This is a genomic window from Christensenella massiliensis (assembly GCF_040409835.1).
In the GTDB taxonomy this organism is placed as follows: domain Bacteria; phylum Bacillota; class Clostridia; order Christensenellales; family Christensenellaceae; genus Christensenella; species Christensenella massiliensis.
In genome coordinates, this window is record NZ_CP117826.1 from 2481984 (window position 1) to 2496885 (window position 14902).

Annotated in this window: 13 protein-coding genes; all 13 read left to right on the forward strand. The window is 52.6% G+C overall.

All coding sequences use genetic code 11. From position 1 onward, the window contains the following. Window positions 1-44: 44 nt before the first annotated feature. Window positions 45-2030 carry a 4Fe-4S binding protein gene (locus PUP29_RS12175; protein ID WP_079545445.1) on the forward strand — a complete coding sequence of 662 codons (1986 nt, stop codon included), beginning with the start codon at window positions 45-47 and terminating at the stop codon, window positions 2028-2030. After that, window positions 2021-2470 carry a hydrogenase iron-sulfur subunit gene (locus PUP29_RS12180; protein ID WP_079545443.1) on the forward strand — a complete coding sequence of 150 codons (450 nt, stop codon included), beginning with the start codon at window positions 2021-2023 and terminating at the stop codon, window positions 2468-2470. Before PUP29_RS12175 ends, PUP29_RS12180 begins: the two co-directional genes overlap by 10 nt. Continuing rightward, window positions 2458-3435, forward strand: a complete 978-nt coding sequence (locus tag PUP29_RS12185; protein WP_079545441.1) for a 4Fe-4S dicluster domain-containing protein — start codon at window positions 2458-2460, stop codon at window positions 3433-3435. The genes PUP29_RS12180 and PUP29_RS12185 overlap by 13 nt, the downstream gene beginning before the upstream one ends. Beyond that, the gene (locus PUP29_RS12190; protein ID WP_079545440.1) at window positions 3435-4460 is read left to right on the forward strand and encodes a 4Fe-4S dicluster domain-containing protein; all 1026 of its coding nucleotides are present in this window, start codon (window positions 3435-3437) and stop codon (window positions 4458-4460) included. Before PUP29_RS12185 ends, PUP29_RS12190 begins: the two co-directional genes overlap by 1 nt. Before the next feature lie 9 nt (window positions 4461-4469). Next, window positions 4470-5297, forward strand: coding sequence for an FAD/NAD(P)-binding protein (locus PUP29_RS12195; protein ID WP_079547766.1), 828 nt, complete (start codon window positions 4470-4472; stop codon window positions 5295-5297). A gap of 24 nt (window positions 5298-5321) precedes the next feature. Beyond that, complete coding sequence (locus PUP29_RS12200) at window positions 5322-6026, forward strand: 4Fe-4S dicluster domain-containing protein (RefSeq protein WP_079545438.1); 705 nt, start codon at window positions 5322-5324, stop codon at window positions 6024-6026. 12 nt (window positions 6027-6038) lie between these two features. Beyond that, entirely contained in the window at window positions 6039-7655 is a 1617-nt protein-coding gene (locus PUP29_RS12205) for an FAD-dependent oxidoreductase (RefSeq protein ID WP_353423454.1), read from the forward strand. Between the two features lie 75 nt (window positions 7656-7730). Beyond that, window positions 7731-8468: an MBL fold metallo-hydrolase gene (locus PUP29_RS12210; RefSeq protein WP_353423455.1), complete on the forward strand. Its 738-nt coding sequence runs from the start codon at window positions 7731-7733 to the stop codon at window positions 8466-8468. A gap of 77 nt (window positions 8469-8545) precedes the next feature. Further along, on the forward strand, window positions 8546-9784 hold the full coding sequence (locus PUP29_RS12215) for a glutamate-5-semialdehyde dehydrogenase (protein WP_079547765.1): 1239 nt from the start codon (window positions 8546-8548) through the stop codon (window positions 9782-9784). 13 nt (window positions 9785-9797) lie between these two features. Continuing rightward, window positions 9798-10409: an HdeD family acid-resistance protein gene (locus PUP29_RS12220; RefSeq protein WP_353423456.1), complete on the forward strand. Its 612-nt coding sequence runs from the start codon at window positions 9798-9800 to the stop codon at window positions 10407-10409. A 192-nt stretch (window positions 10410-10601) separates the two neighbouring features. After that, window positions 10602-11981, forward strand: coding sequence for an argininosuccinate lyase (gene argH / locus PUP29_RS12225; RefSeq protein WP_353423458.1), 1380 nt, complete (start codon window positions 10602-10604; stop codon window positions 11979-11981). Between the two features lie 40 nt (window positions 11982-12021). After that, a complete protein-coding gene (locus PUP29_RS12230) occupies window positions 12022-13089 on the forward strand; it encodes a L,D-transpeptidase family protein (RefSeq protein ID WP_353423460.1) in 1068 nt (355 codons plus the stop codon). 692 nt (window positions 13090-13781) lie between these two features. Continuing rightward, a complete protein-coding gene (locus tag PUP29_RS12235; protein WP_353423461.1) occupies window positions 13782-14864 on the forward strand; it encodes a sugar ABC transporter substrate-binding protein in 1083 nt (360 codons plus the stop codon). Window positions 14865-14902: the final 38 nt, after the last annotated feature.

Consider the following 14902-nt stretch of genomic DNA (forward strand, 5'->3'; position numbering starts at 1 on the left):
AAACGATGAACTGCTGATCAGCTGATAAAGGAGTAGTGATTTATTTGCAGAGAATAGGAGTTTTCGTTTGCTGGTGCGGAAGCAATATCGCTGCGACGGTCGATGTCGCGGCGGTCGCGGAAGCAGTCAAAAACGAACCGGGGGTCGTTCTCGCGACGGATTACCAATATATGTGTTCTGAGGTCGGGCAGACGAAGATCCAGGATGCCATCAAAGAGCACGGGCTTACGGGCGTTGTGGTCTGCTCATGCTCGCCGCGGATGCATGAAGCGACGTTTCGCAAGACGGCAGCGGCAGCGGGACTGAATCCGTATATGGTCGAGATCGCAAATATCCGTGAACAGTGCTCGTGGATCCATAAAGATAAGGCTGAGGGCACGGAAAAGGCGATCATACTGGCAAAGGCGGCGATCGCCAAGCTGAATTTGAACGCGCCCCTGACGGCAGGGGAGAGTCCCGTCGTAAAACGGGCGCTCGTGATCGGCGGCGGTATTGCGGGCATTCAGACGGCGCTCGATATTGCAGACGCAGGTTACGAGGTAGATATTGTCGAAAAGTCGCCGACTATTGGCGGAAAAATGGCGCAGCTCGACAAGACGTTTCCAACGCTCGACTGTGCAGCCTGCATCCTCACGCCTAAAATGGTGGACGCTGCACAGCATGAAAAAATACATCTGTATACCTACAGCGAGGTGGAAAAGATATCCGGCTTTGTGGGTAACTTTACGGTGGATATCCGCAAAAAAGCGCGGAATGTAAAGGAAGACCTGTGTACAGGCTGCGGTGTGTGCACGGAAAAGTGCCCGTCCCGGAAAGCAAAGAGCGAATTCAATATGGGGCTGAATACGCGCGGAGCGATCTATGTGCCGTTTGCACAGGCAGTGCCTAATATACCTGTGATCGACCATGAAGCATGCATCCATTACAAAACGGGAAAATGCGGACTGTGCGAAAAGAGTTGTCCGTCGCATGCGATCGATTTCGAGCAGCAGGATGAGATCATTACGCAGCAGTATGGAGCGATCATTGCTGCAACAGGCTTCAACCCGATCTCACTGGAGAATTTTGACGAGTTTGGCTATGCGGATAACCCGGACGTAGTGACGAGTCTTGAATTTGAGCGGCTGATGAATGCGGCAGGGCCGACGAAAGGCGTATTGCTCCGTCCGTCGGACGGCAAGCATCCGAAAACGCTGGTGTTCGTGCAATGCGTAGGATCGCGCGATACGACAGACTGCGGAAAGCCGTATTGTTCCAAAATATGCTGCATGTATACCGCAAAGCACGCGATGCTTGTACGGGAAAAATATCCGGATACAGAAGTTTATGTATTCTATATCGACGTACGGACGCCGGGCAAAAATTTCGATGAGTTCCAGCGCCGCGCAGTGGAGCAGTATGGCGTGAATTATGTCAAGGGCATGGTCGGGAAGGTCGCGGAGGAGGACGGCGTGCTCAAGGTGCAGGCGTCCGACCTTATCAGCGGTACGCAGATGCATATCGATGCGGACATGGTGATCCTCGCGGCGGCGATCGAGCCGGATAAGAGCGCACGGCCGCTGGCAACGATGCTGACGGCGAGCATGGATACCAACGACTTTTTCACGGAGGCGCATCCCAAGCTGAGGCCGGTGGAAAGCCCGACGGCGGGCGTGTTCCTGTCGGGCGTATGTCAGGGGCCGAAGGATATCCCGGAAACGGTGGCGCAGGCGGGCGCCGCGGCATCAAAGGTGATCGGCCTGCTTGCCAAGGACAAGTTGACGTGCAACCCGTGCGTGGCAGGGAGCAACGAGCTTTTGTGCAACGGCTGCTCGGCCTGCCAAAATGTGTGCCCGTACGGCGCGATCGAATATGTGGAAAAAGAAATCAACGACCACGGCGTGCGCGAGACGCGCAGAGTGGCGCAGGTCAATGAGGCCGTATGTCAGGGTTGCGGCGCGTGCACAGTAACGTGCCCGTCCGGAGCAATGGACCTCAAGGGCTTTACCAATCAACAAATCATGGCGGAGGTGGACGCGATATGCAGATAGAAAAGCAGGAAACGGGCGAGTTTAAGCCTTTGATCGTCGCATTCTGCTGCAACTGGTGCAGTTATGCCGGCGCGGACCTCGCAGGAACGAGCCGCCTCAATTATCCGGCGAATGTGAAAATCATCCGCGTGCCTTGCTCATGCAGGGTGAATCCGCTGTTTATCCTGCGGGCGTTCCAGCGCGGCGCGGATGGTGTGATCATCAACGGGTGCCATCCGGGCGACTGTCACTATTCGACGGGGAATTATTATGCGCGCCGCCGCATGGCGCTTTTATTCAGCATGCTGGAATACCTCGGCATCGAAAAGGGGCGCACGCGGGTGGAATGGGTGTCTGCTGCGGAAGGACAGCGTTTCGCGCAGGTCATGAACGAATTTGTAGAAACGATTTATCATTTGGGTGAGAACAAGAGACTGGAGGACCTGAGATGCAAGCGGTAGAAAAGGCAATCAAGGAAAAGGCGCGCGCCCTGCTTGCGGACGGTACGGTAGACAGGGTGCTCGGTTGGGAAAAAGGCGAATATTGCTATGACAACACGCCGGCTGTTTTTACGGAAGAGGATATTGACCGCCTCGTGTACAACAGCTTTTGCGGCGCGAATCTGAGCAAATATCTCATTGCGGAAAGTAAAAAAGAGGGCAGAGTACTGGCACTTTTGAAGCCCTGCGATACGTATAGCTTCAACCAGCTCATAAAGGAGCACCGGATCGACCGGGAGAAGGTCTATGTGCTGGGAGTTCCGTGCCACGGCATAGCAGATGTGGAAAAGCTGAATGTGAAAGGCATCAAAGGGATCGAAAGCATCGCTGAGGACGGCGGCAGGCTGACCGTGCAGACGATGTACGGAGAAAAGGAATGCGAATTAAACGACGTCTTGCTGGAACGCTGCCTGTCCTGCAAGGGACCGGAATATATGGCGGCGGACGATACGGTCGAAGATCCGGCGCCGGTAGAGCTGCGCAAGCACGACCGTTTTGGCATGGTGGAAAAGCTTATGCAGATGACGCCGGACGAACGGTTTGAGTTTTGGCGCAGCGAGCTTTCCAAATGCATACGCTGCAATGCGTGCCGGAACGTATGCCCCGCATGCTCCTGTCTGAAGTGCGTGTTCGACAACGATGCGTCGGGCGTCAGCAGCAAAGCGAATGTAGATACGTTTGAAGAAAATATGTTCCATATTATCCGCGCGTTCCATGTGGCGGGGCGGTGCACAGACTGTGGAGAGTGCAGCCGCGTATGTCCGCAGGGAATACCGCTGCATCTTTTGAACCGCAAATTCATAAAAGATATCAATGAAAATTACGGCGAATATCAGGCGGGGGCGGACGACAGCTCTCCGTGGCCTCTCGTAAGCTATACGCAGGACGACGTGGAACCGGGCAAAATGGAAGGAGGGAAGAATTGATGCAGAAAATAGCGATGGACCGCATTTCGGAGTTTTATTCCGCAATGGCTGCAGAGCGGGCATTATATCTCCCTTTGAAGAAAAGAGGAGCGGTCAATTTCGGAAGATGGCAGGAAGGCGCTGATGTGGACATTGACGCCCTTCATACCGTGAAATCTCCGAAAGACCTGTTTTTCCCGCAGAGCGAAGATATTGTCGCTTTCAAAATGAAGGGAAAAGAGATAGAGATCGATGCGCCGGACACGCCGGATGAACCGTTTGCCGTTTTCGGGGTACGTGCGTGCGATGCCCGCGCGATGGAGGTTTTGGACCGGGTATTTCTTTCCGAGCCGGTAGATACGTATTACCGGGCGCGGCGGGAAAATGGCGTCGTGATCACACTTGCGTGCACTGCGCCGGAGGAAACCTGCTTTTGTTCCGTGTTTGGGATCGATCCCGCACAGCCGGGAGGAGACGTTTCCACATGGCTATCAGGCGGCTTTCTCTATCTGAAAGCGGTCACAGAAAAAGGAGAGGCATTTTTGGCAGGCCTCACGCCTTTGGAGGAGGCGAACGACGCAGAGATCGAGCCGGCGGTCCGTGCGCTTGAAGAAACCATGGAAAGGCTTCCCCTAAAGGACCTCGATTTGACGGGGATCGACGGAAACGCGACGGAAAAGCTGTTTGGCTCTGAGCAGTGGGCGGAGCTTTCTCGCGCGTGTCTCGGCTGCGGAACATGTACTTATATATGCCCGACCTGCCAATGCTACGATATCCGGGATTTTGATACCGGAAAGGAGATCAGGCGTTACCGGTGCTGGGATTCCTGCATGTATTCGGACTTTACGCGTATGGCGCACGGAAATCCGCGCAAAAGTCAGGTAGAACGCTTTCGTCAGCGGTTCATGCACAAGCTCGTATATTTTCCGGCGAACAACGACGGGATGTATTCGTGCGTAGGATGCGGACGCTGTGTTGCGAAATGCCCGATTTCCATGAACATCGTGAAAGTGGCAAAGGCTTTGGGAGCGGAGGCGAGAAAGTAAGAGATGAGTATGAGACAGGACACATTGATCCCAAAGATCGGGGTCATTACGGATATCAGAAAGGATACGCCGGACGTAAAAACGTTCCGCGCAGTGGCGCCGGAGGGCGGCGTTGTCTTTCAGCACATGCCCGGACAGTGCGCGATGCTTTCCATTCCGGGGGTGGGAGAGGCGATGTTTTCCATCACTTCCTCGCCTACCAATACGGAATATATGGAATTCAGCATCAAAAAATGCGGTTGTCTGACAGACTGGCTGCACCAGATGGACGTAGGGCAGCAGATCACGATACGCGGGCCGTATGGCAATGCGTTTCCGGTGGAAACGGAGCTCAAGGGAAAGGATCTGCTGTTCATTGCGGGGGGGATCGGCCTTGCGCCGCTTCGGTCGGTCATCAATTATGTACGGCATTACCGTGAAAATTATGGGAAGATAGATATCGTTTACGGCTCGCGCTCCAAAGACGATTTAGTGGATTTCGACGAAATCAGAAACGAGTGGGCGAACACGGAAGGCGTGAACGTATATCTTACGATCGACAGGGAGCAGGAAGGCTGGGACGGGCACGTCGGCTTTGTTCCGAATTATGTGAAGGAGCTCGGCTTTTCTACGGATAAAACGGCGCTCGTATGCGGACCGCCGATCATGATCAAATTCGTTCTGGGCGCGCTTTCAGAGCTCGGTTTTGATAAAAAGCAGGTCTATACGACGATGGAGCTGCGAATGAAATGCGGAGTCGGTAAATGCGGACGCTGCAACATCGGCTCCAAATATGTATGCAAGGACGGCCCGGTTTTCCGCTGTGACGAGCTTGAAGAGCTGCCGGACGAATACTGATTGAGAGGAGAGACAGAGAAGGTTATGGAGAAAATGGTGAACGTCTTCCTGTTTGGAAAGAAATACAGCGTTCCAGCGGGCCTTACGATCATGGGTGCGATGGAATACGCAGGATATAAGCTGGTGCGCGGGTGTGGCTGCCGCAACGGCTTCTGCGGCGCGTGTACGACGATCTACCGCATCAAAGGAGACAATACGCTCAAATTCTGCCTTGCGTGCCAGACGACGGTGGAGGATGGGATGTATGTTGCGACATTGCCGTATTTTCCGATCGTAAAGCCGCTTTACGATATGGAAGAGGTACGCCCGGACGAGCAGATCATGATGCAGCTTTATCCGGAAATTTATAAATGTATTGGGTGCAACGCCTGCACAAAGGCCTGCACACAGGATTTGAAGGTCATGCAGTATATCGCACACGCCCAGCGCGGGGAATATGAGAAATGCGCGGAGCTTTCGTTTGACTGCGTAATGTGCGGAGCGTGCAGTGCGCGCTGCCCGGCGGAAATATCTCACCCGCAGGTAGCCCTGCTCGCCCGGCGGCTGACCGGAAAATATATCGCGCCCGAAGCGAAGCACTTGACGCAGCGCGTACGCGATATTGAGCACGGAGATTTTACACAGCTTTTGGAGGATGTGGCGGCAAAGCCCATCGAGGAGCTGAAGGAACTCTACAACCATAGGGAAATCGAGAGCGATACGGCGACGGCGCCGACGGACGAAGATTAAGGAGGCGGATACATGTTTACACCGGAAATGCTTGCTTCGGCAAAGAAAGTCGAGGCGACGAGAGCACAGAGGATCGGCATGGAACCGAGGAGGATGACCGCCGACGAAAAGGATAGGCTGCTTGAAGAATTCCATCCGGATTATAAGATGGACAGCTTTGATGTTCTTCAGATCGGGCCGAATAAGGGAGATAAGGTGCCGAAAGAGCTTGCGGCGCTGCTTCAGGCGAACAGCCGCGTCCAAGGGTTGGAGTTCGACCTTGAGCGTCCTGACTATGATGTGGACGTGCTGATCATCGGCGGCGGCGGCGCGGGTGCGTCCGCAGCGATCGAAGCGCATAACGGCGGCGCGAACGTGATGGTCGTGACCAAGCTGCGCATTGGCGATGCGAACACCATGATGGCGGAGGGCGGTATACAGGCGGCCGATAAGGCAAACGATTCCCCGGCGATCCACTATCTTGACGCGCTTGGCGGCGGACACTATGCCAATAAACCGGAGCTGCTGAAAAAGCTTGTGACAGAGGGGCCGAGGGCAGTCAAATGGCTCAACGACCTCGGCGTGATGTTCGATAAAGCGCCGGACGGCACGATGATCACGACGCACGGCGGCGGTACATCCCGCAAGCGCATGCACGCTGCGCGAGACTATTCAGGTGCGGAAATCATGCGCGTACTGCGTGACGAGGTGTGGAACCGTGGAATTCCCGTCGTTGATTTTACGGCGGCGGTAGAGCTGATTTTGGACGAGGACGGCAGGGCGGCAGGCGCCGTTTTGCAGAACATGGAAACGGGTGAATACCGGATCGCACGCGCAAAGACCGTTATACTCGCGACGGGCGGCGCGGGACGGCTGCACTATCAGGGCTTCCCGACTTCAAACCATTATGGGGCAACGGCGGATGGGCTTATTCTTGCCTATCGTGTGGGAGCGAAGCTTCTATATGCGGACACCCTGCAATACCATCCGACGGGCGTAGCGTTTCCGGAACAGATATTCGGTGCGCTCGTGACGGAAAAAGTGCGTTCGCTCGGCGCGATGCTCATCAACTCGGAGGGCGAGGCGTTCATGCATCCGCTGGAAACGCGCGACGTTGCGGCCGCTTCTATCATTCGCGAATGCAAGGCGCGTGGAAAGGGCGTGGAAACGCCGGAGGGCTGCGGCGTATGGCTCGACACGCCGATGATCGATATGATCCACGGAGAGGGCACGCTTGAAAAGCGTATCCCGGCGATGCTCCGTATGTATCTGAAATACGATATCGACATGCGCAAGGTACCGATCCTCGTCTATCCGACGCTGCATTATCAGAACGGCGGGATCGATATCACGGTGGACGGCCAGAGCGGTGTAGAGAACCTGTTCGTTGCGGGCGAGGCTGTAGGAGGGATACACGGCCGGAACCGGTTGATGGGCAATTCTCTGCTGGACGTGATCGTGTTCGGTCGGAACGCGGGGCAGAATGCTTCGGCTAAAGCGAAAACCGTAAAGAACGGCAAGCTGACGCTCCGGCATATAGAAGCCTATGCAAAAGAAATGGAGGAGGCCGGTATCGTAAGCGATAAGGTATCGCCTCTGCTTCTGCCGACCTATACGCATGGCCGCGCAAAATGGCAGGCAGAAAAATAAAAAATCAAAAACCGTCCGGCAAGGACGGTTTTTTGGTTATCATGATAAATAGGAGACATAAGGAGGAAACAGTCTATGCAGGCGCAGATCACCTATCTTGACAACAGCGGCTTCGCCGTAAGGGAGAAACACCGGTTTTTGATTTTCGACTGCTGGAACCAGAGGCCGGGGAATGGAAAGCAGGGACTTGCGGGCGGCGTGATCGCTCCGGAGGAGCTTGCGGACGAGCAGGTCGCCGTATTTGTTTCCCATGCCCACGGAGACCACTATGATCCTGCGGTTTTCAATTGGGAAGAGAAGATAGCAGATATCCGCTATATACTTTCTGACGATATTGCTCCGCATGCAGGCACGCTCATGGCTGCTCCGCATGAGACCCATACGCTTGACGGGATGACGATAGAAACGCTGCGGTCTACGGACGAAGGGGTTGCGTTCCTTGTAGAGACGGACGGGCTTACAGTCTATCATGCGGGCGATCTCAACTGGTGGCACTGGGAAGGGGAAGCTCCGCAATGGAACGCGGAGATGGCCCGTGCCTATCAAGCGGAGATCGGACGTTTACAGGGAAAACGCATCGATATCGCGTTTATTCCCGTCGATCCCCGGCTGGAGGAGAGCATGCTGCTCGGGATCGAATATTTTATGGAGCATGTGGGTGCAAAAATGGTGATTCCCATGCATTATGGCAGTGCAGGAGCGAAAGCGGCGCATGCATTGCGGACATCAAGGATACTGGCTCCTTTCCGCGGGCGGATGATTATGCCGCTTACACGGGGTCAAACAGTCCTTTTTGAGAAGAAGGAACAATAAAAGCGTAGCTGCCGGCGTGCTTGTATCGGCCGGGAGCATTGTGTTATACTGAAAAAAACGGAAAAGGGGTGTCTATGATGGGAAAGGTAATACAGGTAGCGGAAGCGGCAAAAGCCGCAAAATCAGCGATGAACCGTCTGAATACAATAGAAAAGAACAGGATACTCGAGGCAATGGCGGCGGGACTCCTGTCCCATACGGAAGAGATCATGAAGCAAAATGCGCTTGATGTAGATGCGGCACGCGAAAAAGGCAGGACGCCTGCGCTCATTGACCGTCTGGCGCTCGATAAAAAGAGGATACAGGCAATGGCGCAGGGACTTCGGGACGTTGCGGAGCTGCCCGACCCGATCGGCGAGATCATTCATGCGACGAAACGCCCGAACGGGCTTTTGATCGCGAAGCAGCGCGTGCCGATGGGCGTGATTGGCATCATTTATGAAGCGCGCCCGAATGTTACGGCGGATGCGGTCGGCCTGTGCCTCAAAACGTCGAACGCCGTCGTTTTAAAGGGGGGAAGCGAGGCGATCCATTCCAACACGGCGATCGCGGATATTCTGATACGCGCAGGCGAGGCGGCAGGCATGCCGAAAGGGGCAGTTGGCCTTATTACAGATACGTCACGGGAGGCTGTTGCCGAAATGATGAAGCTGAACGATTTGATTGACGTGCTCATTCCGCGCGGGGGCGGCGGGCTGATCCGGTCGGTGGTACAGAACGCCACGATTCCCGTTATCCAGACGGGAGTAGGAAACTGCCATATTTATGTGGACAAAACGGCAGATCTCGATATGGCGGTCTCTATCACGGTCAATGCGAAAACCTCCCGCCCGGCAGTGTGCAATGCGGCGGAAAGCCTGCTTGTACATAGGGAGGTCGCGGCGGAATTTTTACCCAAAGTGTTCCGCGCCCTAAAAGATAAAGGGGTGGAAATACGCGGGGATGAAATGTGCCGGAAATACGGCGCAGCGGCAGCCGCTCCTGAAGATTATGATACGGAGTATCTCGACTATATTATTTCCGTAAAGGTCGTGGACGATGTAGACGCGGCGATCGAGCATATCAATCTTCATGGAACAGGGCATTCGGAAGCAATCGTGACAAACGATTACCGCAATGCAGAGCGCTTTAAGGCGGATGTAGATGCGGCGGCAGTATATGTGAACGCCTCCACTCGTTTCACTGATGGATTTGAATTCGGCTATGGCGCGGAGATCGGTATTTCTACGCAAAAGCTCCACGCGCGCGGACCGATGGGGCTTGCGGAGCTTACCACGACAAAATATGTGATCGATGGAGACGGACAGATACGGTAGGAGGTACGACAAAATGGATAATGAAACTTTGATACCGGATTTAGAGCCGGAAGCGGAAAAGTTATTTTTAAAAAGAGTTCGGCAGCATAAGATCATGGGCTGCGTGATAGCGTGCTGTATGATCGTTCTTGGTATATGGCTGCTGATTATGCCGGAAAGCGTAAGCTTTGCGGTCAACTACACGGTCGCCATAGGCGTTTTACTCATGGGGATATACGAAGTGATAGCCTTTTTTCGGACAGAGCAGTCTTTCCGCAATGAGGCTACCCTTGCGAGTGGTGTGATATTTATTCTCATGGGAGCGGTGATCGTAGCGTTTTCTATGGGAGATGTGGCCAGTCAAATCACCATGATGGGGATATTCACGACTGTACTTGGATTTTTTGCGCTATATAGGGGTATCATGGGATTTTTTTCATACGGAAGATTCAAAAAAATGGATGCGAAAGATACGGGCTGGCTTCTAACAAGCGGCATATTGAATGCAGCAGTCGGTATACTGATGGTATTTCTTCCATTTACCGGTCTTGTTTCGGTTGCGATCGTACTCGGCGTTTATCTGATCGTGGCAGGGACCGCGCTTTTGGCAGAGGCGGTTTCCGGTAAGATCGCACGAAAACACTGATAGCAGGACAAAACAAAAAGCCGCTGAAAGCGGCTTTTTTGATTAATATTTATACCTTGCATGAACATTGATCAAAAACGTGAAGCAGGAAGATATATATGGCATGACGGATAAGAAAGGGCTTTTCTATACCATAGGAGCATTTTATGTTATAATAAACCATATTAATCAAGAGAGCGGGAGTGATCATTCATGGCTAAATTATGGGGCGGACGGTTTGAACAGAGTACGGACGAATTTGCAGAGGGCTTCCAGTCCTCGATCGGCTTTGACAGCCGCATGTACCGCGAGGATATCATGGGCAGCATTGCACATGCAAAAATGCTTGGTGCACAGAGGATCATTCCAATAGAGGATGCAGAGCAGATCGTAGAAGGGCTGAAATCTATTCTTGAAGATATCGATGCCGGCCGGGTGGAATTTTCGGTGCACGATGAGGATATCCACATGAATGTGGAGCGGCTGCTGACGGAAAGGATCGGCGACACGGGCAAGAAGCTGCATACGGGCCGCAGCCGGAACGATCAGGTCGCCACGGATTTCAGATTATATATGAAACGTATGGCAGACGAGACGATCGGGAAGCTGACGCAGCTTTGCGGTACGCTTGTGGACATCGCGGAGGAAAATACGGATACTATCATGACAGCGTATACGCACCTGCAAAAGGCGCAGCCGACGACGCTCGGACACTATATGATGGCATATTTTGAAATGTTCTACCGGGATATCCAACGCTTTGTAGACTGTAAAAAACGTACCGATGTTCTGCCGCTCGGCGCAGGCGCACTATGCGCGACCACCTATCCGATCGACAGGGAAATGGCGGCAAGGGAGCTTGGTATGTCCGGTATCACGCGTAACAGCCTCGACGCCGTTTCGGACCGCGATTTTGCAATCGAATACCTCTCGGCGTCGTCAGTCTGCATGATGCATCTTTCGCGGCTGTGCGAGGAGATTATTTTGTTCTCCACGAACGAATATGGAACGCTCCGGCTTTCGGACGCCTATTCCACCGGCTCGAGCATCATGCCGCAGAAGAAAAATCCCGATATGGCGGAGCTCATCCGTGGGAAAACGGGCAGAGTATACGGCGATCTGATGACCCTGCTGACAGTTATGAAAGGGCTGCCGCTCGCTTATAACAAAGATATGCAGGAGGACAAGGAATGCACTTTCGACGCGGCAGATACCTTAAAAGCATGCCTTGAAGTGATGAACGGCATGCTGAAGACGGCGGAATGGAACAAAGAGCGTCTGAGAGCGGGCGCGGGACTTGGTTTTACGAACGCTACGGATGCAGCGGACTATTTTGTGAAAAACGGAATGGCGTTCCGGGACGCGCACGCAGTGGTAGGGCATCTGGTTTTATATTGCGAGCAGCACGGAAAAGCGATTGACGAGCTTTCGCTGGATGAGATCAGACAGTTTGCGCCAGACGCGCGGGAGGATATTTATGAGGCGATCAGTCTCGAAACATGCGTCAATATGCGCAGCGTACCGGGAGGACCGGCTCCGGATATGGTGCGCGAGCATATACGGCAGGCCAAAATGCTGCTTGGAGATTTATGAGCAGACTATGTGAGATGAACAGGACGGGGAGGAAGAAAGAATGAGCCCGAAGAAGGTGATCTGTTTCGTTGCCGCACTGGTCTGCTTCGCTGTTTTTGCCGCGGGATGCGCGGGGGAAAGCGAACCTGCGCCGTCTGAAGCGCCGAGGCCGTCTGCGTCACCCGAGAGGACAGAAGAGCCGGGAGCCACGGCGGCTCCGTCTCCGACGCCCACGCCCTATACGGAACTTCGGGAAGGGGCGCAGGGAGAAACAGTACGGAAGCTTCAGGAAGCGCTGATGGAGCTTGGATATCTTGCGCAGGACAAAGCAACGGATTATTATGGCTCGCTGACACGCGCCGCAGTCGTGACATTCCAGCGCCAAAATGGATTGCAGGCGGATGGGATCGCGGGGGAAGAAACACAGGAGCTTCTTTATTCCGGAAATGCAGCGGAATGTGAACCATTTTCGCTGCTTGCCCCTACGGTAGGGATGAGCTTTGAAGAATTGGTCATGAGCGACGACGGCACGCGCGATCAATATCCAGAGGGATACCCGGAGCCGGGAACCTATAAAATCATCGTAGATATTGAACATCAGGTCACAATGGTTTATACGAAGGATGAGAACGGAGAGTATACGGTTCCGGTAAGATATATGCTGTGCTCTACAGGGAAAGACGACTGCACGCCCAAGGGCACATTTAAAATGGACAATTACCGCGTACGCTTCAGCCAGTTTGCACGGGATAAAACGTACGGACAGTATTGGTCGCAGATACGCGGCGCGATCTATTTCCATACGATCCTATATGAGGAATTTGATACCTCTACCTATATTGAGGAGGTATGGGAAAAGCTCGGAACAGCAGATTCCCATGGCTGTATTCGTCTGACAGTTCCGGATGCAAAATGGATCTGGTTCAATATTGCACCGGGAACGGAATGTGTCGTTCGAGACGGCGACCCGGACGATGATGTGACGGCTTCTATCCGTGAGCGGCTTGTGCTTGCCGCGCTGCCGGAGGAACGGCCGGATATCGAACCGCAGGATATCCCAAATACGGATAATTGGAGCATAGAGGATGTAGCGCACGATATACCCTTTGTGCAAGGGTCGCAGGATTGATGGAAGCTGCGGTGCCCGGAAACACATATATCAGCAAAAAAGCCCTGAACTCAGGGCTTTTTTGTCTGAGGGCAATAGCAAAATAAAAAGCGGATGATATAGTCTCCCGCCTGTCAAGGCGTCTATTTTTCAGAAAACAGGCACATTTCGATTGGATTATTCTCTTTATAATATTTTTATTCAGCATAGAATATTTAAACCAATACTATTTTTTTACAAAAAATGATTGACATTTAAAAATGTATAGGATATTATTAAGATACAACTTAGTTATGTAATATTAAAAAGTAAAGTGAAACAAAGCTTACAAATTCAAAAAAGCAAGTGAAAAATAAAATTTGAAAGGAAATAAGTCCTTAAATATTTATATTGAATTATAAATTATAGATTTTTGACCAGAGATATTGTCCAATATTATTACTGATAGATAAGTGTTTTGACATGCTTTTTAGGCATGTTTTTTTGTGGTCAAAAATCTATCAAAAAAATGCCGAAATAAACCAATATACGCATCTGAGGCATGGAGGTCCTTCGCACGCAAAGCAGACAATAATTGAAAATCAGGCCTGTATAGGTGTATTTCGTGATGCTTTTTTGAGAAACGGGAACGAACGGATGATACCGGCGAAGCCGGTTAATCAATATAAGACACAGCTCAGTGTCAGAAAAAATAACATGTGGGAGGGAAAATTATGAAAAAAGTCTTGGTATTAGTCTTAGCGGTTCTTCTGATGGTAACGGTTTTCGGATGTTCTGCGGCTCCGGCGGAGGAAAGTAACGGTACGGATACGTCGACTCCGTCGGAAGCGGCAGGGGAGGCTGCTTCTGACGGAACTTCGGAGGAAAACGGAGCGGACGGCAAAACACTGAAATTCGGTTATGTTACCAGCGATATGTCTCATGAATGGTATCAGAACATTGTAAAGGGCGCACAGCAGCGGGCAGAAGAACTTGGCATAGAACTGGTTACGGCAGATGCTGCGATGGATGCGGGCAAAGAGGTTACGCAGTTGGAGAATATGCTGACATCTGGCGTTGATGCGCTTTTGATTACTCCGGTTGACGCAAAATCGCTTGTAACGGTCATTAATGCAGCCAAGGAGCAGGGGGTACCGGTTATTTGCGAATCCAACGTAGTGGAAGGAGCTACAACAACAGTTGGAATTGACAGCGTGGAAGGTGGCCGTCAGGCAGGAAAATGGCTGGCAGAATACGCGACGGAAAACAATATTGATCCGAAGATATTAGTAGTAGGCATGCCGCAAAATGAAGATTGCAGGGAGCGTGTACAGGGCTTCAAGGAAGCATTGGATGAATCAGGTATCCAGTATGAGATTGCGCAGGAAGTAGATGGACAAGGGGAGAAGGAGACGTCACTTGAAGTTTCACAGGATGCGCTCACGGCACATCCGGAGATCAATGTGATTTTCGGAATCAACGATAACGCGACGACAGGCGGCATGGCGGCCTATAAGGAAGCGGGACTTGATGAAAGCAAGCTGACGGCGATCGGCTTTGGCTTCGAGGGCGTTGCAGGCCGTACGGCGCTTCTTGCCGATGGACCGTATAAAGCTGCTGTGGCAATGTTCCCGGATTTCATGGGGCAGAGGTTGGTCGATACGGCTTATGAAGTCGTGAACGGAGGAGAGGTTTCTGAACGGACATGGTCTGGTTCGACGATTATCACACTCGACAATTTTTCGGATTATTACACGGAAGAAAACGGGGAATATATCACCAATTTTGAAGCGATCGAAGCGCTGATTGAAGAGTAAAGAATCGCAATAGAAATGGGGCTTGCCGGTGCCGGGCA

Bases quoted from the DNA above. Each gene is read 5' to 3' on its own strand.
- PUP29_RS12180 (WP_079545443.1), top strand. From the start codon at position 2,021: ATGCAGATAGAAAAGCAGGAAACGGGCGAGTTTAAGCCTTTGATCGTC.
- PUP29_RS12185 (WP_079545441.1), top strand. From the start codon at position 2,458: ATGCAAGCGGTAGAAAAGGCAATCAAGGAAAAGGCGCGCGCCCTGCTT.
- PUP29_RS12190 (WP_079545440.1), top strand. From the start codon at position 3,435: ATGCAGAAAATAGCGATGGACCGCATTTCGGAGTTTTATTCCGCAATG.
- PUP29_RS12195 (WP_079547766.1), top strand. From the start codon at position 4,470: ATGAGACAGGACACATTGATCCCAAAGATCGGGGTCATTACGGATATC.
- PUP29_RS12200 (WP_079545438.1), top strand. From the start codon at position 5,322: ATGGAGAAAATGGTGAACGTCTTCCTGTTTGGAAAGAAATACAGCGTT.
- PUP29_RS12205 (WP_353423454.1), top strand. From the start codon at position 6,039: ATGTTTACACCGGAAATGCTTGCTTCGGCAAAGAAAGTCGAGGCGACG.
- PUP29_RS12210 (WP_353423455.1), top strand. From the start codon at position 7,731: ATGCAGGCGCAGATCACCTATCTTGACAACAGCGGCTTCGCCGTAAGG.
- PUP29_RS12215 (WP_079547765.1), top strand. From the start codon at position 8,546: ATGGGAAAGGTAATACAGGTAGCGGAAGCGGCAAAAGCCGCAAAATCA.
- PUP29_RS12220 (WP_353423456.1), top strand. From the start codon at position 9,798: ATGGATAATGAAACTTTGATACCGGATTTAGAGCCGGAAGCGGAAAAG.
- argH (WP_353423458.1), top strand. From the start codon at position 10,602: ATGGCTAAATTATGGGGCGGACGGTTTGAACAGAGTACGGACGAATTT.
- PUP29_RS12230 (WP_353423460.1), top strand. From the start codon at position 12,022: ATGAGCCCGAAGAAGGTGATCTGTTTCGTTGCCGCACTGGTCTGCTTC.
- PUP29_RS12235 (WP_353423461.1), top strand. From the start codon at position 13,782: ATGAAAAAAGTCTTGGTATTAGTCTTAGCGGTTCTTCTGATGGTAACG.